The sequence below is a fragment of the Sphingopyxis sp. FD7 genome (assembly GCF_003609835.1).
Taxonomy (GTDB): Bacteria; Pseudomonadota; Alphaproteobacteria; order Sphingomonadales; family Sphingomonadaceae; genus Sphingopyxis.
On sequence record NZ_AP017898.1, the window covers coordinates 2407436 to 2426653 of the forward strand.

At 67.2% G+C, this 19218-nt stretch carries 17 protein-coding genes; 6 read left to right on the plus strand and 11 right to left on the minus strand.

Annotated features, from left to right (window positions below; translation table 11 throughout):
• Both serA and SPYCA_RS11455 read left to right on the plus strand, forming a co-directional pair.
• A complete protein-coding gene (gene serA / locus SPYCA_RS11450; RefSeq protein WP_120220522.1) occupies positions 1-1587 on the plus strand; it encodes a phosphoglycerate dehydrogenase in 1587 nt (528 codons plus the stop codon).
• Between the two features lie 69 nt (positions 1588-1656).
• A complete protein-coding gene (locus SPYCA_RS11455) occupies positions 1657-2769 on the plus strand; it encodes an ATP phosphoribosyltransferase regulatory subunit (protein ID WP_120220524.1) in 1113 nt (370 codons plus the stop codon).
• On the opposite strand, the gene SPYCA_RS11460 is transcribed toward SPYCA_RS11455, so the two are convergent.
• Genes SPYCA_RS11460 through rimP form a run of 6 tightly spaced genes read right to left on the minus strand, consistent with a single transcriptional unit; the run spans position 2766 to position 9123 of the window.
• Positions 2766-3143 carry a DOPA 4,5-dioxygenase family protein gene (locus tag SPYCA_RS11460; protein ID WP_120222300.1) on the minus strand — a complete coding sequence of 126 codons (378 nt, stop codon included), beginning with the start codon at positions 3141-3143 and terminating at the stop codon, positions 2766-2768. The genes SPYCA_RS11455 and SPYCA_RS11460 overlap by 4 nt on opposite strands.
• A 52-nt stretch (positions 3144-3195) precedes the next feature.
• Complete coding sequence (gene rbfA, locus SPYCA_RS11465; protein WP_120220526.1) at positions 3196-3597, minus strand: 30S ribosome-binding factor RbfA; 402 nt, start codon at positions 3595-3597, stop codon at positions 3196-3198.
• Between the two features lie 52 nt (positions 3598-3649).
• A complete protein-coding gene (gene infB, locus SPYCA_RS11470; RefSeq protein ID WP_120220528.1) occupies positions 3650-6181 on the minus strand; it encodes a translation initiation factor IF-2 in 2532 nt (843 codons plus the stop codon).
• A 17-nt stretch (positions 6182-6198) separates the two neighbouring features.
• Positions 6199-6957: a DUF448 domain-containing protein gene (locus SPYCA_RS11475; RefSeq protein WP_120220530.1), complete on the minus strand. Its 759-nt coding sequence runs from the start codon at positions 6955-6957 to the stop codon at positions 6199-6201.
• Positions 6938-8572: a transcription termination factor NusA gene (gene nusA, locus SPYCA_RS11480; protein ID WP_120220531.1), complete on the minus strand. Its 1635-nt coding sequence runs from the start codon at positions 8570-8572 to the stop codon at positions 6938-6940. Before nusA ends, SPYCA_RS11475 begins: the two co-directional genes overlap by 20 nt.
• Entirely contained in the window at positions 8572-9123 is a 552-nt protein-coding gene (gene rimP / locus SPYCA_RS11485; RefSeq protein ID WP_120220533.1) for a ribosome maturation protein RimP, read from the minus strand. Before rimP ends, nusA begins: the two co-directional genes overlap by 1 nt.
• 359 nt (positions 9124-9482) lie before the next feature.
• Between rimP and SPYCA_RS11490 the strand changes: the two genes are divergently transcribed.
• The 4 genes from SPYCA_RS11490 (at position 9483) to SPYCA_RS11505 (ending at position 12640) form a co-directional block, all read left to right on the plus strand.
• A complete protein-coding gene (locus SPYCA_RS11490) occupies positions 9483-10430 on the plus strand; it encodes a right-handed parallel beta-helix repeat-containing protein (protein ID WP_120220535.1) in 948 nt (315 codons plus the stop codon).
• 78 nt (positions 10431-10508) lie between these two features.
• Positions 10509-10994, plus strand: coding sequence for an anthrone oxygenase family protein (locus SPYCA_RS11495; protein ID WP_120220537.1), 486 nt, complete (start codon positions 10509-10511; stop codon positions 10992-10994).
• A gap of 89 nt (positions 10995-11083) precedes the next feature.
• Entirely contained in the window at positions 11084-12208 is a 1125-nt protein-coding gene (locus SPYCA_RS11500) for a cell wall hydrolase (protein ID WP_120220538.1), read from the plus strand.
• Positions 12209-12253: 45 nt separating this feature from the next.
• On the plus strand, positions 12254-12640 hold the full coding sequence (locus SPYCA_RS11505) for a VOC family protein (RefSeq protein ID WP_120220540.1): 387 nt from the start codon (positions 12254-12256) through the stop codon (positions 12638-12640).
• A 399-nt stretch (positions 12641-13039) separates the two neighbouring features.
• Here the strand turns inward: SPYCA_RS11505 and SPYCA_RS11510 are convergent, their stop codons facing one another.
• The 5 genes from SPYCA_RS11510 to SPYCA_RS11530 form a co-directional block, all read right to left on the minus strand.
• Positions 13040-14749 carry an ATP-binding protein gene (locus tag SPYCA_RS11510; RefSeq protein ID WP_172595048.1) on the minus strand — a complete coding sequence of 570 codons (1710 nt, stop codon included), beginning with the start codon at positions 14747-14749 and terminating at the stop codon, positions 13040-13042.
• A 73-nt stretch (positions 14750-14822) separates the two neighbouring features.
• Positions 14823-15596, minus strand: a complete 774-nt coding sequence (locus SPYCA_RS11515; protein WP_172595049.1) for a TIGR02186 family protein — start codon at positions 15594-15596, stop codon at positions 14823-14825.
• Complete coding sequence (locus tag SPYCA_RS11520; RefSeq protein ID WP_120220543.1) at positions 15593-16501, minus strand: sulfite exporter TauE/SafE family protein; 909 nt, start codon at positions 16499-16501, stop codon at positions 15593-15595. Before SPYCA_RS11520 ends, SPYCA_RS11515 begins: the two co-directional genes overlap by 4 nt.
• A gap of 104 nt (positions 16502-16605) precedes the next feature.
• Positions 16606-17250 (minus strand): hypothetical protein, encoded by a 645-nt coding sequence (locus tag SPYCA_RS11525; protein WP_146625130.1) that lies wholly within the window; start codon positions 17248-17250, stop codon positions 16606-16608.
• Positions 17251-17729: 479 nt separating this feature from the next.
• Positions 17730-19214, minus strand: a complete 1485-nt coding sequence (locus tag SPYCA_RS11530) for a glycosyl transferase family protein (RefSeq protein ID WP_232003278.1) — start codon at positions 19212-19214, stop codon at positions 17730-17732.
• Positions 19215-19218 lie beyond the last annotated feature (4 nt).

The following is a 19218-nucleotide window of genomic DNA, read 5'->3' on the forward strand; positions in this document are numbered from 1 at the left end:
ATGACCCAACCCAAAGTCCTCATCAGCGACAAGATGGACCCCAAGGCCGCCCAAATCTTCAAGGAGCGCGGCATCGACGTTCACGTCATCACCGGCAAGACCAGCGACGAACTGATCGCGATGATCGGCGACTATGACGGCCTCGCCATCCGCTCGGCCACCAAAGTCACCGCCGACGTTCTCGCCGCCGCGACCAGGTTGAAGGTCGTCGGCCGCGCCGGGATCGGCGTCGACAATATCGACATAGCGGCGGCGTCGAAAAAGGGCGTCGTCGTGATGAATACCCCGTTCGGCAATTCGATCACCACCGCCGAACATGCGATCGCGATGATGTTCGCGCTCGCGCGCCAGATCCCCGAGGCGAATGCCGGAACGCAGGCGGGCAAATGGCCGAAGAACGACTTCATGGGGGTCGAGCTGACGTCGAAGACGCTTGGCCTGATCGGCTGCGGCAACATCGGCAGCATCGTGGCCGAACGCGCGCTGGGCCTCAAGATGAAGGTCGTCGCCTTCGACCCCTTCCTCACCCCCGAGCGCGCGATCGAACTCGGCGTCGAAAAGGCCGATCTCGAAACCTTGCTCGCGCGCGCCGATTTCATCACGCTGCACACGCCGCTGACCGACCAGACGCGGGGCGTCCTGTCGCGCGAAAATCTCGCCAGGACCAAGAAGGGCGTGCGGATCATCAACTGCGCGCGCGGCGGGCTGATCGACGAGGAAGCGCTGAAGGATGCGCTCGACAGCGGCCATGTCGCGGGCGCGGCGCTCGACGTGTTCGCGGTCGAGCCGCCGCCCGCCGATCATCCGCTGTTCAGCGCGCCGAACTTCATCTGCACGCCCCATCTGGGCGCGTCGACCGACGAGGCGCAGGTCAATGTCGCGATCCAGGTGGCTGAGCAGATCAGCGATTATCTGCTGACCGGCGGCATCACCAACGCGCTCAACGTGCCCAGCCTGTCGGCCGAGGAAGCGCCGAAGCTGCGCCCCTATATGAGCCTTGCCGAAAAGCTCGGCAGTCTTGTCGGCCAGCTTGCGCACGATAATCTCACCCATATTTCGGTCGAGGTCGAGGGCGCGGCGGCCGAGCTCAACCTGAAGCCGATCGTCGCGGCGGTGCTCACCGGGCTGATGCGCCGCTATTCGGACAGCGTGAACATGGTCAACGCGCCGCACCTCGCGCGCGAACGCGGGCTCGATGTGCGCGAGGTGCGCCACGACCGCGAGGGCGATTATCACACGCTCGTCCGCGTCACCGTCGCGACCGAAGCGGGCGACCGTTCGGTCGCGGGCACGCTGTTCGGCAACAATGAACCGCGCCTGGTCGAAATGTTCGGCATCAAGGTCGAGGCCGACCTCGACGGCGACATGCTCTATATCGTCAACGAAGATGCGCCGGGTTTTATCGGCCGCATCGGCAGCACGCTGGGCGACGCCGGGCTGAACATCGGCACCTTCCACCTCGGCCGCCGCGAGGCGGGGGGAGAGGCGATCCTGCTGCTCTCGATCGACTCGCCGATGCCCGAGCCGCTGCTGTGGCAGATCTGCCAGCTTCCCGGCGTGAAGACGGTGAAGGGGTTGAAGTTCTGACCAACCAAACGCCCTCCCCATCAGGGGAGGGGCTTTCACAAGCCCGCACCAAGGGCTAGAGGAGCCCCCATGACCAAGGCCCCCGCCCTGCTGCCCGAAGGCCTCCGGGACCGCCTGCCCGCGCAGGCCGAGGCGGCATCGCGCGTCACGCGGGCGCTGGTCGATGCGATGCGCGCGCACGGCTATGGCCGCGTGTCGCCGCCGCTCGCCGAGTTTCGCGAGACGCTGGGCAGCGACGACGACCGATCCGGCCGCGATCTCCTCCGCTTCACCGATCCGGTGTCGCAGCGCACGCTGGCGCTGCGCCCCGACATCACGCGGCAGGTCGGGCGGATCGCGACCTCGCTCCTCGCCGCATCGCCGCGCCCGCTGCGCCTCTGCTACGCCGGCCAAGTGGTGAAACTGCGCGCCAGCCAGCTCCGCCCCGCGCGCGAGATGCTGCAGGTCGGCGCCGAGCTGATCGGCAGCGACAGCGTCGCCGCGGCACGCGAGATCGTGATGGTCGCGATCGACGCACTCGAAGCCGCCGGCATCGGCCCCGTCACCATCGACTTCACCCTGCCCGACGTCGTCGACCTGCTTTCGAGCGGCCCGCTGCCGGTTGCGGCCGATCTTCAGCAGCTTCGCGACGAACTCGACGCCAAGGACGCCGGCGCGCTCGCGCACCTCGGCGCCGAGGCCTATCTGCCGCTGCTTCGCGCAACCGGGCCATTCGATCGGGCGATCGCCGACCTGCGCGCCTTCGATACCAGCGGCGTGCTCGGCGCGCGCATCGACGCATTGGAAGCCATCGCCGCGCCGATCCGCGACCGCGTGACGCTGACGCTCGATCCGACCGAGCGCCACGGTTTCGCCTATCAAAGCTGGTTCGGTTTCCAGATATTCGTCCCCGGACAGGGCGACGCGGTCGGCCGCGGCGGCGCCTATGCCATCCCCGTCGGCGAGGCGGAGGAGGCGGCGGTCGGTTTTTCGCTCTATCCCGATCCGCTGATCGACGCCGGGCTGGGCGCCGAAGACATGGGCGAGCGCCGCATCTTCCTGCCGCTCGGTCACGACGCGGCGGTCGCGGCAAGCCTGCGCGCCGACGGCTGGCGCACCGTCGCGGCGCTCACCGACGCCGATGATCCCGCGCGGCTCGGATGCGGATGGCGGCTGAGTCCCGACGGGCCGGCCGAAGCCTAAAAGTCCGACACGCCGAAGCGCGGGATCCCCCGATTCACTCCCGGTGGATCGAGCACGCTCACGTCGAGCTCGACCGGCGCGCCGATCCAGTGGGCAAGGCTCGTGTGATCGGCCAGATCGTCGTCGGTCAGCGGATGGACGAGCGCGCGCAGCCCCGTCGCCTCGATCGCCGCCACGACCGCATCGCGCGAGCGCGCGAGGAAATGCACCTCATATTGCGCGATCGGATGCGGCCCCGCGGCGCCATCGGCCATGGCTCCGACGAACAGGATCGCGGGATCGCGGCCGAACGCTTCACGCAGCGCAGCGGCCGCGGGCCGCTCGGCGGGATCATAATAGATGTGGGCGTGATAGGGAGCGTCTGGGTCGGTCATCGGCGTCGTGCCTGCTTTCTCGAACCGATGCAAGCCGGAGCATGGGCGAAAGTCAATCGAGCTTGTCGCCGTGCAGGTCGCGCGCCACCTTCGGATCGCGCAGCAGCCGGTCGATATGACTCGCCTCGTCAAAGCTTTCGTCGGCCAGGAACTTCAGCTTCGCCGCATATTTCATCCGGATGCGGTGCGCGACCTCGCGCTGGAGATAGGCGGTGTTGGTGCGCAGCGCTTTCAGCACCGCCTCCTCATCCTTGCCGAGCAGCGGTTTCACGAACACCGTCGCGTGGCGGAGGTCCGGCGACATGCGCACTTCGGTCACGCTGACCGGATGCGTCGCGAGGATGTCGTCATGCACGTCGCCGCGCGCGAGGATTTCGCTCAGCACATGGCGTATCTGTTCGCCCACGCGCAGCACGCGGACGGAGGGGCCTTCGGATTGGTCCTTGTGACGCATGGCTCTTTATCCTCCTGCACCCTCGCGACAACGAGGGTGCAGGGCTGGTTCGTTACAGCGTGCGTTCGCGCAGCTCGACCTCGAAGACTTCGAGGTGATCGCCCGGCTTGATGTCGTTGGTATCGGCCAGCACGACGCCGCATTCGAGGCCCGCGCGCACCTCGGCGACATCGTCCTTGAAGCGACGGAGCGAGGCGATGGTCGTCGCCGAGACGATGACATCGTCGCGCGTGAGGCGCGCGTGGAGCCCCTTGCGGATCGAGCCTTCGAGCACGAGCAGGCCCGCGGCCTTGTCGCGCTTGCCCGCCGGGAACACCTCCTTGACCTCGGCGCGGCCGACGACATTTTCGATGCGTTCGGGGCCAAGCTCGCCCGCCATCTCCTTCGCCACGTCGGCGGTCAGGTGATAGATGACGTCATAATACATGAAGCGCACTTTTTCGCGGTTCGCGATCTCGCGCGCCTTGGCGTTCGGGCGGACGTTGAAGCCGATGATCGGCGCCTTGGTCGACGCGGCGAGCGTGACGTCGCTTTCGGTGATCGCCCCGGCGCCCGAATGGAGGACGCGGACGCGGATCTCGTCGGTCGACAGCTTGTTCAGTGCGTTGACGATCGCCTCGACGCTGCCTTGCACGTCGCCCTTCACGACCACCGGATATTCGATGACATTGGCCTTGTCGGCGAGCGCCGAGAACATGCCTTCGAGGCTGACGGGCGCCTGCGCCGTCCGCTTCTTGAGCGCCTGTTCCTGGCGATAGGCGGCGACCTCGCGGGCGCGCGCCTCATTTTCGACGACGGTCAGCGTATCGCCCGCCATCGGCACCCCGCCGAGACCGAGCACCTCGACCGGCATCGACGGCGTCGCCTGTTTGACCTGCCTGCCATGATCGTCGATGAGCGCGCGGACTCGGCCGCTTTCGGCGCCGCAGACGAAGATGTCGCCGACCTTCAGCGTCCCGCGGCGAACCAGGATCGTCGCGACGGGCCCGCGTCCCTTGTCGAGCTTTGCCTCGATGACCGTGCCTTCGGCGGCGCGGTCGGGATTGGCTTTCAGTTCCATGATCTCGGCCTGCAGCGCGATCGCGTCGAGCAGCTTGTCAAGATTCTGTTTCTTGAGCGCCGAAACTTCAACGTCCTGCACCTCGCCGCCCATCGCCTCGACGATGATCTCATGCTCGAGCAGGCGCTCGCGCACCCGCTGCGGGTTGGCGCCATCCTTGTCGATCTTGTTGATCGCGACGATGATCGGGACGCCGGCCGCCTTGGCGTGGTTGATCGATTCGACCGTCTGCGGCTTTATGCCGTCGTCAGCCGCAACCACCAGGATCGCGATGTCGGTGACGTTCGCTCCGCGTGCGCGCATGTCCGTAAAGGCTTCGTGGCCCGGCGTATCGAGGAAGGTGATGACGCTGCCGTCCTTCGCCTTCACCTGATAGGCCCCGATATGCTGGGTTATGCCGCCGGCCTCGCCCGCCTGAACATTGGCGCCGCGCAGCGCGTCGAGCAGGCTGGTCTTGCCGTGATCGACATGGCCCATGATCGTCACGACCGGCGCGCGCGGCTTGAGCGCCGCGGCATCGTCGACATCCTCGTCGTGGCGGATGTCGATGTCGGCTTCGCTGACGCGTTTGATCTCGTGCCCGAATTCGGTGACGAGCAGTTCCGCAGTGTCCTGGTCGATCGTCTGGTTGACGGTGACGGGCATCCCCATCTTGAACAGCGCCTTGACCAGGTCGGCGCCCTTTTCGGCCATGCGGTTGGCGAGTTCCTGCACCGTGATCGTGTCGGGCACGACGACTTCGCGGACCTGCTTTTCGCGCGGGCCCGACGAGGTCATGTGCGAACGCTTTTCCTTTTCGCGGGCACGCTTCAGCGCGGCGAGGCTGCGCGCACGCGCACCTTCATCCTCATTCAGCGCGCGCGTGACGGTCAGCTTGCCCGATTGGCGGCGATTTTCGCCGCCGCGGCTGGCCTTGGGCTCGGGACGCTTGGGCTCGGGGCGTTTTGGCGGCTCGACGGGAGTGAAGCGGCGTGGCGCCGGGGCCGCGCCCGCCGTCGCGGGACGCGCGGCGGTTTCGGCCGGACGCTCGGCGGCCGGAACGTCGGCAGGGGCGTCCGGTGTCGGCGCCGGGGGCGGCGGCGCGGGCTCGGCGGCCTTTGCCGCGACCTGCTCCTCGCGCTTTTCGGCGCGCGCCCTTTCCTCCTCGGCCGCCCGCGCGCGCGCCGCTTCCTCGCGGCGACGATTCTCTTCGAGCGCCGCCATGCGCGCTTCCTCAGCCTCGCGCAGCAATTGCGCCTGCCGCTCCTGGCGCGTCAACAGGCTGTCCGCCGCGGCAGGCTTCGGCGCCGCGGGCCTGGGCGCGGCGGGCGCAGGCGCAGGGGCGGGCGGGGCCTTCGCCTCTTCGGCCTCCGGTGCCGGTGCGGCCTCGCCCGGCCGACCCAGCACGCGGCGGCGCTTCACCTCGACCACCACCGTATTGCGGCGGCCATGGCTGAATTGCTGCTGCACCTGTCCGGCCTCGACCGTCCGCTTCAGGCCCAGGGGCTTGCGGCTAAGGGTCGGCTTGTCCTGTTCGTCACTCATCGAAAACCATCATTCCTTCAAAACGCGCCCGAAACGGCGGAAGCCGCGGACGTATCCCCTGTTCCCGGCGCGCGGGAATCCGTATCCGAAACGCGATTGGCCGCGTCCCTACTCCATCCGGTGAAAAACTGCCAGCGGCTCAAATGCGCCAGCACCCGGTCGGCGGCGCGGGCGTCGACAATCGCCAGATGCACCGCGTTCTCGCGCCCCAATGCCACAGATAGGGTGCCGCGGTCTACCGGCAAGACCAGTCCTTCGCGGCCCGATCCTTCCGCATCCTCGCCGACACGCCACGCCTGCGCCAGTTTCTTGCGGCCATCCTCGCCCGCATCATGTGCGTGGAGGAGCAGGCGAACCTGCCCGCGCCGCGCCGCCTGTTCGATCTTGTCATTGCCGCTGATGAGCATGCCCGCGCGCGATTCGAGACCCAGCCGGTCGAGCGTCGCGCGGGCGAGCTGGGCCTCGATCCGCGCGCCGAGATCGTCGGGGATCGCAAAGCCGCTCTCGTGCAACGCACGCGCAAGGCCGCTCCTGAGCTTGCCCCTGGCCTGCGCCGCCTCGAGCGTCGCCCGGTCGACGCCGATCCATGCGCCGCGCCCCGGCGCCTTGCCGTGAACGTCGGGCGCGATGCCGCCATCGGGACCGAGCGCGAGGCGCACGAGTCGCTCCGCCGGAAACACCTCTCCGGTGACGACACAGCGCCGCTCGGGCACATGGTTGCCGCGCCCCTTTGCGCGGTCGGTTGGGCTCAGCTGATCATTGCGCGGGGTCCGCATCGGCGGCCTCCCCGGTTTGCGGCGCCGCCGCGGACCCGGCTTCCGGTTCGTCGTCGAACCAGTGCGCGCGAGCCGCCATGATGATCTCGTTGCCCTGCTCTTCGCTGAGGCCATAATCACCCAGCACGCCGCCCTTGTCCTCGGCGCGTTCACTGCGCGCCGGGCCGCGGCGGTTGTCGGTGCGCTTCTTCGCGATCAACTCGTCGGTCGCAAGGTCGGCGAGATCGTCGAGCGTCTTGATCCCGGCCTTGCCAAGCGTGACGAGCATCGCTTCGGTCAGGTGCGGAATCTCGGCGAGCGCATCCTCGACACCAAGGGCGCGGCGCTCCTGTCTCGCGGCCTCTTCGCGGCGATCGAGCCCTTCGGCGGCACGGCTCTGCAACTCCTGCGCGAGCTCTTCATCGAAGCCCTCGATGCTCGCAAGCTCTTCGAGCGGGACATAAGCGACTTCCTCGAGCTCGCCGAAACCTTCGGCGACGAGGAGCTGCGCGAGCGTTTCGTCGACGTCGAGTTCTTCCTGGAACATCGTCGAGCGTTCGACGAATTCGCGCTGGCGCTTCTCGCTCGCATCAGCCTCGGTCATGATGTCGATCTGTTTGCCGGTAAGCTGGCTGGCCAGACGCACGTTCTGGCCGCGCCGACCGATCGCGAGGCTCAGCTGATCGTCGGGGACGACGACTTCGATGCGGCCATCATCCTCATCGATGACGACGCGCTGCACCGTGGCGGGCTGAAGCGCGTTGACAACGAAGGTCGCCGTGTCTTCGGACCAGGGAATGATGTCGATCTTTTCGCCCTGCAATTCCTGGACGACCGCCTGCACGCGGCTGCCCTTCATGCCGACGCACGCACCGACCGGGTCGATGCTGCCGTCATAGCTGATGACGCCGATCTTCGCACGGCTGCCCGGATCGCGCGCGGCGGCCTTGATCTCGATGATGCCGTCATAGATTTCAGGCACTTCCTGCGCGAACAGCTTTTTCATGAAATCGGGGTGCGCGCGGCTCAGGAAGATCTGCGGCCCGCGCGTTTCGCTGCGCACCGACAGGATCAGCGCGCGGACGCGGTCGCCGACGCGCATCAGTTCGCGCGGGATCTGCTGGTCGCGGCGGATCACGCCCTCGGCGCGGCCGAGGTTGACGACGATATGGCCGAACTCGACCGATTTCACGACACCGGTGATGATCTCCCCGGCGCGGTCCTTGAACTCTTCATACTGGCGCTGACGATCGGCTTCGCGGACCTTCTGGAAGATCACCTGCTTCGCCGACTGCGCGTCGATGCGGCCGAGGTCGACCGCGGGCAGCGGGTCGACGATGAAGTCGCCGATCTTCGCGTCCTTCTGCAGCTTCTGCGCGGCGGCGAGATCGACCTGCTTGAAATAATCCTCGACCGTCTCGACGACCTCGACGACACGCCACAGGCGCAGATCGCCGGTCTGCGGGTCGAGCTTGGCGCGAATGTCATTCTCGGCGCCATAGCGCGCGCGCGCGGCGCGCTGGATCGCTTCCTCGATCGCCTCGATGACGATGCCCTTGTCGATCATCTTCTCGCTGGCAACGGCATTGGCGATCGCGAGCAGCTCGGCCTTGTTGGCGGAAATGGCAGTGGCCATCAGTCCTGTCCTTCTTCTTCCATTTCGTCCGCGCCCTCGGCCGAGAGCGGGACGGTTGCGGCAATCAATTTGTCGGTGAGGACCAGCTTTGCCGTGTCGATTGCCTCGAACGGCAGATGATGCTGCACCCCTTCCTTGTCCGAAATCGTGACGACATCGCCCTTAAGGTCGATGCCGACCAGGGTGCCGTTGAAACGCTGGCGCCCGTCCAGCTTCTCTTTCAGCGCAATCTTCGCCTCATGCCCCGCCCAGTCGGCGAAGTCGGCGCGCCGCGTCAGCGGCCGGTCGATGCCGGGCGACGAAACCTCCAGCCGATAGGCGGTCGGGATCGGATCCTTGCCCGCTTCCTCGAGCGCGTCGAGCCGGTCCGAAATGCGGCGCGACAGATCGGCGCAATCGTCGATCGTCAGCTGGCGCGTGTCGGGCCGCTCGGCCATCACCTGCAGGGTCGGATCGCTGTCGCCGCCAAAGAAGGCGACGCGCACGAGCGCGAGGCCCATCGCCTCGGCTTCGGGCGCGATGATCGCATGGAGGGCGTCGAAATCGACCAAGTCATTATTCCAGTTCGGATGACCGGAAAGCCATGCAGCTACAGCCGCCGCGGCCCGCGGCCCCGACGTCCCAACTGGCTAACCATGTCAAGAAGTGAGGCGCATATAGGCCGATGCGTCAACGTCGGCAAGAGGGAAAGCGGTTCCGCATCCGGCCTTGCCGCGCGGCAAAGGTCAGCAAAAGTCAGGGCAAGACAAGGAGAGGAAACAGGGCGGATATCGCGGGATGGTTAAGCCGCATTATCCATCTTTTCCTTATATTACAGTCTATTATAACCTGTCAGATAGTTGAGCCCCTGTCATCCGGTCGGCTACCGACGGCCGCGGCCAACCGTTCGCGCCGCCGGAGAGACAGGATCATGCTCAAAAGCCGGTTCCAGCACAACGCCGCGTTGCTCGTCATGCTGACGCTCGCCGGATGTGGCGGCGGGAGCGGCGAGGAAGCGCCGCCACCGGTGCAATTGCCCGCGCCCGCCCCTTCGCCGACTCCAGCGCCTGCACCGACACCCGCACCGACCCCGACGCCGACCCCAACCCCGCCGCCCGCCGCCAGTCCGCGCCCCGATGCCGCCAACACGGGCGTACCCGCGGGCATAACGCTGCGCAGCTGGTCGGGGCCCGCCTATGACGGACGATCGAACCTCGTGATCGACGGCTATGATCTTCCGAGGCCGCCCGACGGCGGCTTTTATCATTTCGCGGGCGCCGATGTCGTCCTGCGCAATTGCCGCTCGCAGGTGAGCATCCAGTTGTCGGGGCCGCGGTCGCGGATCGAACGGTGCGAAATCCGCGGCGGCATCTCGATATCGGGCGCGGCGGACGTCGTGCTCGAAGGCAATAATGTCCATGGTTCAACAAGCGACCTCATCCACATCACCTCCGACACCGGGCGCATCCGCAACCTGATGATCCGCAATAATTTTCTGCATAGTCCCGAGCCCGCGTGCGGCGCCCACGCCGACGGCATCCAGGTGCGCGGCGTCGAGAATCTGACGCTGGAAAACAATGCGATCGACATGGGACCGTGGCGCCAGGTGTGCGGCGACGACGCGCTGAATGCCGCGATCTTTTTCGAGAATGCGAACGGCGGCAACAGCCTGATCCGCATCATCGGCAATTATCTGAACGGCGCCGGCTATGTGCTGCGCCTCGCGCCGGGCCGCGACCAGCGCATCGTCGACAATCGCTTCGGGCGCGACGAGCGTTACGGCCTCATCCTCAACAATTCGGCGCCCGGCGACATCGTCGCGGCCAGCGGCAACGTCCGCGACGACAACGGCGAGGCGGTGCCCATCCCGCCGCCCTGATCCGCAAGCGCGAACCGCGATGTTCGCGTTGCCATATAAATGGGTTAGGAAACGGCAAGCAACGAACCGGAGTCGCCCATGACCGCCCCGCTTGTGACCGCCCTGCTCTGGTTTTCGATCGTCACCTGCGGCCTTCTTGCGGGCGTCTATTTCACCTTCTCGGCTTTCGCGATGACCGCCTTTGCACGCACCGGCGCGGCCGCCGGGGCCACTGCGATGACCAGCATCAACCGCGTCATCCTGCGCTCGCTGTTCATGCCCCTGTTCCTGGGGTCCAGCCTGTCGAGCCTCGCGCTCGCGATTGTTGGCGCGCTGCACTGGGACCAGCCGGGTGCATGCGCGGCGCTGGCCGGGGGCGTCATCTATTTCACCGGCATGTTCGTGGTGACGATGCTCTTCAACGTCCCGCGCAACACCGCGCTCGACGCGAGCGACCCGCAAAGCGAGGCGGGGCGGCTGCTCTGGGCGCGCTATCTCAAGGAATGGACGGCGTGGAACCACGTCCGCACGCTGGCGTCGACCGCGGCGCTGATCCTGTTCGTCGTCGCGCTCGACATGCGTTAGCGGCAACGCTTTATTGGCGTTTCCATGTATAGGATGCCCCCGCGGCGTCTGCATCGTGCAGGCGCGGCGCAAGGAATGATGCCGCTCTGATGAAGCCCGAACTGTCCCTGACCGCCCGTTCGACGTGGCGCGACCCGCCGCCCGAGGGGCCGGCGGGGCCGGGGCGCGCCTTTTGGGCGGCGATCGGCGCGGTGTCGGTGGTCGCCTGCCTCGCCTTCCTGCTGTCGAGCGGGCAGTTTCGCGCGCCGACGTTCTTAGGCCTCTACAGCGTATCGGTGCCGCTCGATTTCAGGCCCTATGACCCCGAACGCTGGGCGATCATGACCGCCGAGGATTATGAGGCAGCGCTGAAGATCGACCCGACGCTGCCCGACCCGCGCAGCATCGATTTTGCCGACGCGACCGCGCTGCCGCCCGCCGACCCGGCCGCGCTGCGCGAGGAGGCGTTCGTCGGCCCCGCGGCCAAGCCCTATGTCTTTCGCGGGCTGACCGCGCTCGACCGCGAACGCGCGCATTATTGCCTGACCGCCGCCATCTATTACGAAGCCGCATCCGAAAGCGACGACGGGATGCGCGGCGTCGCGCAGACGATCATCAACCGCGTCCGCCACCCGAGCTTTCCGGGCAGCGTTTGCGGCGTCGTGTTCCAGGGGTCGCAACGCGCGGGCGTGTGCCAGTTCACCTTTGCCTGCGACGGCGCGATGGCGCGCGCGCCCAGCCGCGCCAACTGGCTGCGCGCCAGCCGCGTCGCGGCAGCAGCGCTCGGCGGACAGGTCTTTGCCAAGGTCGGGCTTGCGACCCATTATCACACGCAGGCGATCTGGCCGCGCTGGGGCAAAAGCCTGGTGATGACCAACATCGTCGGCGCGCATATCTTTCACCGCTGGCGCGGCCGCTGGGGGATGCCCGACGCCTTTCGCGCCCCCTATGCAGGCCGCGAGCCGGTGCCCGGCCCCTATCTGCCCGTCGCGCAGCAGCTGGCGATCCTGAAAGGCCAGGGCATCGCGCCCGGCGCCGGGCCCCTCCCCGCCCTCACCGGCGCCGCGTCGCTCCCCGACGCCGCCCCCGCGCCGCTGCCCGGTGCGCTGGTCCCCGCAACCCCCGGCGTCCCGCCCGCCGCAACATCCGCCACGCCAGCCTACGCCGACCCGCGACTCAATCAGTCGGGACAAATCCGCGAGGAGTTCGCCAAAAGCGGAGAGTGGAAACGCTGAGCCAGGCGGTCTAGGCTGTCACCCTGTCAAAGGAGCGAGGTGGCCATGGGACATGTCAAAGGCATCGGCGGGCTGTTTTTCCGGGCGCGCGATCCCGATGCGCTCAACGCCTGGTATCGCGAGCGGCTGGGCATCGGCGCCGGCTGCAACGCCGACGACACCGGGCCGGTCAACGAATGGGTGTGGAACGTCGCCGCCGGGCCGCTGGTGTTCAGCGCGTTCAAGGCCGACACCGATTATTTCGCCGCCGACAAGCAACATATGCTGAACCTGCGCGTCGACGACCTCGACGCCGTGCTCGCCCCGTTTCGCGACGCGGGCGAAGAGATTATCACCAAGCCCGAATGGGACGACCCCGCCGTCGGCCGCTTCGCGCGCGTCCACGACCCCGAAGGCAATCCGATCGAGCTGTGGGAGCCGCCGCAGGCCTGATTGTGACGGGCCAAATGGCAATGTCGGATTGCGACCGATTGCGGTCTTTTGCCCGAAGGGCGGCGTTGGAACAGGATTCGCGCAGAGGCGCAGAGATCGCAGAGTGGAAACGCATTCCCCTCTGCGATCTCTGCGCCTCTGCGCGAATCTTATAGAATGCCGCGTTTCGATCGCTTGCAGGCGCGGCGCTCCTCCCCGAAACGGGGAGGGGGACCACCGAAGGTGGTGGAGGGGTACCATCGGTCGAACGCGGCCTATGCGGGCCTGTACCCCTCCACCATGCTTCGCATGGTCCCCCTCCCCCTGCGGGGGAGGAACGGCAGGAAACCACCCCAAAGCGGCCCTTCCGCAGAACAGAAAAATTGTGGTCGAACCTTGCTGTCGCCAGCGCCGATACGCCTACCGCCCCTGACTGCGCCAGCGTTTCACCACGCGCTCGATGATCTCGGCCTCGCCGCCCGTTTCGCGCCACAGTTTCGAGAAGAGCGGATCGCTCGACGCAGGCCGCTTTTCCTCTTCGAGCGTGTCGAGATAGACGCGGATCGGGATCGACACGCCCTCGCCGCACACGATGCACTCGCGGTTGCGCAGCGCGGGGATCGAGTCGATGAAGCCGCGCGCGCCTTCGGGCATCGCCGCTTTCACGAAATGCTGATCGCGCTCGTTGTTGAGGCGCATCGCGATGATCGTGCCGCACTGCGACAGCACGCCTTCGGCGAGGTCCGACGGGCGCTGGGTGATGAGGCCCAGCGACACGCCATATTTGCGGCCCTCCTTGGCGATCCGTTCGAGGATCTTGCGCACCGCCTGTCCCTGGCCAATGTCCTTCGAGGGGATGTAGCGATGCGCTTCCTCGCAGACGAGCAGGATCGGACGCTGCGGTTCGCCGCGCGACCAGATCGCATAGTCGAAGGTCAGGCGCGACAGCACCGCGACGACGACCCCCGTGATGTCGCTGGGCACCCCCGACACGTCGATGATCGAGATCGGCCGCCCGTCCGACGGCAGGCGGAAAATCTTGCCGAGGAAATTTGCCATCGTGTCGGCGACGAGCATGCCCGAAAACATGAAATTATAGCGCGGGTCGGCGCGCATTTCCTCGATCTTGCCCTTGATGCGCATGAAGGGCGCGGTCGAGGTCGCCTTGTCGAGCTTGCCCATCTCGTTGGTGAGAATGTTGAGCAGGTCGGATAGCAGATAGGGAATCGGCGAATCGACCGTGATCTTGGTCATGCCCTCGGCGAGCCGGTTCCTGGTCCGCGCCTGAAGCAGGCAGCGCGCGAGCACGTCGCAGTCCGCCTGGCGGTCGCGCCCCTCGGCGGTGACGAACACTTCGCAATGTTCCTCGAAGTTCATCAGCCAATAGGGCATCGCCAGATTGTCGACGTCGAACAGCGCGCCCGTGCCCTTGAACGCCGCCGAATATTCGCCATGCGGGTCGATCATCACGATATGACCCTGCGGCGCCAGCTCGCAGATCTTGTGCAGGATGAGCGCGGCGCTGGTCGATTTACCCGTACCCGTCGAGCCGAGCAGCGCAAAATGCTTGCCCAGCATCGCGTCGACATAGAGCGAGCCGCGGACATCCTTCGTCGGATGCACCGTGCCGATCTCGACATGCGCGCGCTCGTCGGCGGCGTAAATCTGTTTGAGGTCGGCGCTGGTCGCGGCGAAAACCGGGCTGCCCGGCACGGGGTAGCGCGTCACCCCGCGACGGAAATTGTGGATGCGCCCGGTGATCTTTTCCTCTTCGCCTTCGCCGAGGAAGTCGATCGTTGCGATGATCAACCCTTCGCCGCGTTCGTGCAATTGCTGATCGCGGATGCTGGCGACGAGCCAGATATTGCCGACGCGCACCTTTACCTGCGCGCCGACCTGTCCGGCCATCGCCACCGCGGCGTCGCCCGACGAAGACAGGGTGCCGATCGTCGCCGCGTCGAGCAGGACGCGCGATGCCGACCCCGAAATATCGACGACTTCGCCGATCAACAGGTCGTCGCGGTGATGGACGGCGCCCGGTGTCACCGGAGCCGCCACGCCGCCCCCTGCCAGGCGCACATGCTGCACCGCTGTCGAGTCTCCGGCGCCGAAACCGCCCTGCATGTCCATAAACCAAGCCCCCGCCTTTGTGATCCCGCCCCCGGCTATCGCAGAGGAGGGTAAACAAAGCGCTTATGATAGTTCAGCGGCGGCGGAAAATCGCCGATGCGGCATAGCCGAGACCGAGCGACATCAGCACCGCCGACAGACCGTAGAGAAAACCGTGCTCCTCGGCGGCCAGCGCGACGAAGCGCTCGAAGCCGGTCTTGCGGATCTGGACATCGCGCGATGCGACCGCGAGCACGCGGCCGCGGCTGATCAGATAGGTTTCGGCGCGATAGGTGCCGACCGGAACGCGCGCGGGCACGGGGATGCGCGCACGATAGAGCACACCTTCGGTAATCTCGACCGCCGAGGGATTTTCGACGAACAGCCCGGCGCGCGTATAAAGGTCGATGAGCCCCGCCTCGAAGCGCTCGAGCGTTTTCGCCTCCGAAAATCCGGTCGGCGACATCGACAGATTGGCAAGCCCGAGCTCGAAGATTGCCGCCGTGCGCTCGTCGACCAGCCTGTCGATCGGCCGCGACGAACCGATGGCGTAAAAGCTGGGCGCGGTGCGCAACCGAATGCTGCTGGCGTTGACCCATATACCCGCGACGCGCCGCTTTTCGCGCAGCACGATCGGCCGCACCGGCCCCTTCAGCACGACGACGATGTCGGCGCGGTCGTCGGGCAGGCGCTGGCCGGGATAGAGGATCGCCCCGAACAGCAGCAGTTCCTCGCCGGTGAAGCTGTACTGGATGTCGATCGCGCGGCTCGACACGTCGGGAACGAGCCGTGGATCGGCCGCGTGCGCTGGCGCGAGCGGAAGCAGCGCCAGCGCGAACAGTGCGATCAGGGCGCGCATCACGGTCATTGGACGGTGTAGATTTCGTCGGGGCGGATGAAGAGGTCGACCGCCATGCGCGCCGCGACGAGCAGGACGATCACCGCCAGCGCCATACGCAGATATTCGGGCTTGACGCTCTGCGCAAAGCGCGCGCCGATCTGCGCGCCCGTCACGCTGCCGAGCAGCAGCAGCCCCGCGAGCACGATGTCGACCGCGCCGGTCGTCAGCGCGTGAACCATCGTCGTCGCGATCGTCACGAACAATATCTGGAACAGCGAGGTTCCGACGACGACCTGCGTGCCCATGCCCAGCAGAAAGAGCATCGCGGGCACCATGATGAAGCCGCCGCCGACGCCCAGCAGCATCGTCAAAATGCCCACCACCATGCCGAGGATCAGCGGCGCGAGCGGCGAGATATAGAGGCCCGAGCGATAGAAGCGCCAGCGCAGCGGCAGGTTGGCGACCATCGGATGATGACGCCGCTTGCGCGCCGGGGCGGGAAGGCCGGCGCGCATATTCTGCAAGGCGCCCCACGCCTCGCGCGCCATGATGCTGCCGACCGAGCCGAGCAGCGCCACATAAAGCATGTTGATCACCGTATCGATCTGCCCCCAGGCGGTGAGCAGTTCAAACAGCCCCGCGCCGATCAGCGACCCCAGAAGCCCGCCCACGACGAGCACCGTGCCCATGCGGAGGTCAACCCCGCCGCGTTCGAGATGCGCGAGCGCGCCAGACACGCTGGCGCCCGTCACCTGCGTCGCCGCCGATGCCGCGGCCACTGTCGGCGGAATACCGTAAAAAATGAGGAGCGGCGTCGTCAGGAAGCCGCCGCCGACGCCGAACATGCCCGACAGAAACCCCACGCCGCCGCCGAGCAGGATGATGACCAGCGCGTTGACCGACAGATTGGCGACTGGAAGATAAAGATCCACGGAGGCCCCGAAACATGCGTCCACGGCGCAAAACTGCGCCGAGTCCGTCGACCCTAGAGCATTTTTTCACGGCGGGGAATCGGCTGCGGCGGCTATTTTTGCGGTCAGAAGTCGGCCGCGAGCGTCAGCGCGAGGCCGCTTGTCGGTCGCGCGTCGCCCGCAACGCGCTGCCGCCAGTCGAGCGCGATCCGGCCGCCCTGCCCCACGTCGGGCAGGCGCAGCGTCAGCCGCGGTCCGACATCGACGCGCGCCGCGCCGGGCTGCACCGCGCCCGCCGCCAGCAGGCCGAAGCGCAACGAGGCGCCTTCGCGCCCCAACCCGCGGTCGACCACCACCGCCCCATCGGCGAAAGCGTCGCGGCGGTGCGCGCCGACGACACCCGCCTGCGCATAGGCATCGAGCCGGAAACCAGCCGGGAGCCGAACGTCGGCGACCCCGCCGCTCGCCATCGCCGCGAGCGCCGTTCGGCCGTCGCGCCCGGCGGCGACGCGCTGTTCGATCGCCACATCGACCGGCATATCGGCGATCGGCGCGAAGGCCAGACCGAAAGCCGCGTCGCGCTGACGCGGCTGCTCGAAAGCGATCGTCGTCCGCGCATAGGCGCGCAGTCGCCCCGCCGCGCCAAAGCCATAGGCCATCCGCACGCCGCCCTGGCTGCTGCCGAGTTGACTCGACGCACCGATGCCGCGCGGCGCCGCGCCCGATCCGTCGCGAAAATAGAGCCAGGCCGACGCGGACCATCCGCCCATTTGGCGCCCCATCCAGACTGGCCGCTCCGGCGCGGCGGCGGAGCGGCGGACCGAAACGGACCCATGTGGTTCGTCATGGTCCGTCGGCAGCACGACGTTTCCCGCCGACGCAACAGGCGGCGAAAAGCGCCGTGCCGCCGACGGCCCGTCGTCGGGACGATGGGGCGTCGCGGTCCCGCGAACGGCCAGCGATATCGCGGCGGACCGGCGGCGCGGCGGAACGGTTCCGACATTCGCGGGCGCCACGCCGCGTCGCCGATCAACCGAAGCTGACGCGGTCCTGTCATTTCGCCGCGCCGTCGAAGGCCGGGCGTCACGGGCCAGGGGCGATGCGGCCGCCCATGGCGCGGACGCGGCTGTGGGCAGCGACGGGTGCGGCGGGTTGCCGAGCGTCATGACGCGCAACAGGATCCATCCGCCGACGCATCCCAACAGAAAGCGCAGCGCGGGGGCGTCGCGCCTCGCATCGGCACGGCGTATCATCGCCGCCGCGCCACTCGCACCGATACCTCCGCGACCGCAACGCTGCTTTCACTGTGATCGGTCTTGTCCCACACCACCTCGCCGGAGCGCAGCATCCGCCAGTAAAGCAGGATGGAACGCCGCGCCGCAAGCATGGCGATGATGTTCGCTACAAAGGCACGCGGGATTGCAAACGCGGCTTCGCGCCCTCCATGACGGCGCGCGGTGAAGTAGATGCGGAGCGCCAAGCGCCAGCCGAGGAACAGCGAATTGACGACGAGCAGCCATCGCAGCGCCGGACCGGGCTCCATCGCTTGCCAGCCCAGCGCCAATTGCCCCGCCACCCCGACCGCCAGGAGCACGAGCCCCGCATAGGCGGCAAGCAGGATGAGCGCGGCGAGCGGCGCTCGCCGGTCACGCCAGAGCATCCAGCGCGCAAGCAGAGCGCGTCCGGTCCAGCCCTGCTTGTGATCGAGGCGGGAGTCAGGCCAGCCGAGATGATCCCAGCCCGCCAGCGCGATCCCGGCGATCCAGCGCGACTTCTGCCGAACAGCGGTGTCGATGCGTCGCGGAAACGCCCCGCGCGACACAATGGGGTCGCCCGCGGGATCCACCGCGTCGACGAAACACGCGCCCAGGCCATAAGCGCCGATGACCATGCCGACCTCATAATCCTCGGTCAGGCTGTCGCCCCGGAAGGGCCGACCGCGTCGCTCGATCGCGAGCAAGGCGAGCGCACTGCGCGACAATGCGCAACCGACGCCCGCCGAAGGCAGGGGCAGACCGAGACGCGAGCGCACCAACAGATCCTTGCCATGCGCTTCGGCAAACTCGTCCGCATAATGGCCGCCGATCCAGCGCGCGCGCCGTTCGATGATCGGCACGACCGGGATCTGCACCATCGCATTCCGGGCCAGATGCTGTCGATAGAGCGCAAGTTCGTGGTGGTGGACATGATCTTCGGCGTCGTGAAGCACGATCGCGGCAAAACGCATGCCCTCCGTCCGTTCGTCGGCGCACAGCGCCGTCCAGAGCCGGTTCAGATTGTCGCCCTTGGTCGTCGGCCCTTCGCAATCGCCGATCACCAGGCGCAGGCGCCGATCGTCGGCGACCAGCGGCGAGACCGCAGCTATCGTGGCCATATCGTTGGGATAGCATCCGATATAGAGCCGGAAACTCTCCCCCTCCCACGCGGCAAGGGTGCGGCGAAGCATCGCGGGCAGGGCAGCGGCTTCGTCCCACGCAGGCACGAAAACGGCGATGCCACCCGTGATCGGCGGTGCGCTTGCGGTTTCGCATCGGCCCCGCCCACGCGTGGCCAGCCACAGCGCGTCGAGCAACAGATCGTCGATCCCGATCAACAGGATACCCACCGACGCGAACAGCATCAGTTCGCGGCCAGCCCCCAGCACCAGCCATTCCAGCCACGCGGTCGATAGCCCCACTTGCCAGCCCCGCCCCACCGATGGCATGGCGCCATCCTTGGCAAGAATGCTAATCAAGCCC

Coding starts and splice junctions, on each gene's coding strand:
- serA (WP_120220522.1), top strand. CDS start 1: ATGACCCAACCCAAAGTCCTCATCAGCGACAAGATGGACCCCAAGGCC.
- SPYCA_RS11455 (WP_120220524.1), top strand. CDS start 1,657: ATGACCAAGGCCCCCGCCCTGCTGCCCGAAGGCCTCCGGGACCGCCTG.
- SPYCA_RS11460 (WP_120222300.1), bottom strand. CDS start 3,143: ATGACCGACCCAGACGCTCCCTATCACGCCCACATCTATTATGATCCC.
- rbfA (WP_120220526.1), bottom strand. CDS start 3,597: ATGCGTCACAAGGACCAATCCGAAGGCCCCTCCGTCCGCGTGCTGCGC.
- infB (WP_120220528.1), bottom strand. CDS start 6,181: ATGAGTGACGAACAGGACAAGCCGACCCTTAGCCGCAAGCCCCTGGGC.
- SPYCA_RS11475 (WP_120220530.1), bottom strand. CDS start 6,957: ATGCGGACCCCGCGCAATGATCAGCTGAGCCCAACCGACCGCGCAAAG.
- nusA (WP_120220531.1), bottom strand. CDS start 8,572: ATGGCCACTGCCATTTCCGCCAACAAGGCCGAGCTGCTCGCGATCGCC.
- SPYCA_RS11490 (WP_120220535.1), top strand. CDS start 9,483: ATGCTCAAAAGCCGGTTCCAGCACAACGCCGCGTTGCTCGTCATGCTG.
- SPYCA_RS11495 (WP_120220537.1), top strand. CDS start 10,509: ATGACCGCCCCGCTTGTGACCGCCCTGCTCTGGTTTTCGATCGTCACC.
- SPYCA_RS11500 (WP_120220538.1), top strand. CDS start 11,084: ATGAAGCCCGAACTGTCCCTGACCGCCCGTTCGACGTGGCGCGACCCG.
- SPYCA_RS11505 (WP_120220540.1), top strand. CDS start 12,254: ATGGGACATGTCAAAGGCATCGGCGGGCTGTTTTTCCGGGCGCGCGAT.
- SPYCA_RS11510 (WP_172595048.1), bottom strand. CDS start 14,749: ATGGACATGCAGGGCGGTTTCGGCGCCGGAGACTCGACAGCGGTGCAG.
- SPYCA_RS11515 (WP_172595049.1), bottom strand. CDS start 15,596: ATGACCGTGATGCGCGCCCTGATCGCACTGTTCGCGCTGGCGCTGCTT.
- SPYCA_RS11525 (WP_146625130.1), bottom strand. CDS start 17,250: ATGGGCGGATGGTCCGCGTCGGCCTGGCTCTATTTTCGCGACGGATCG.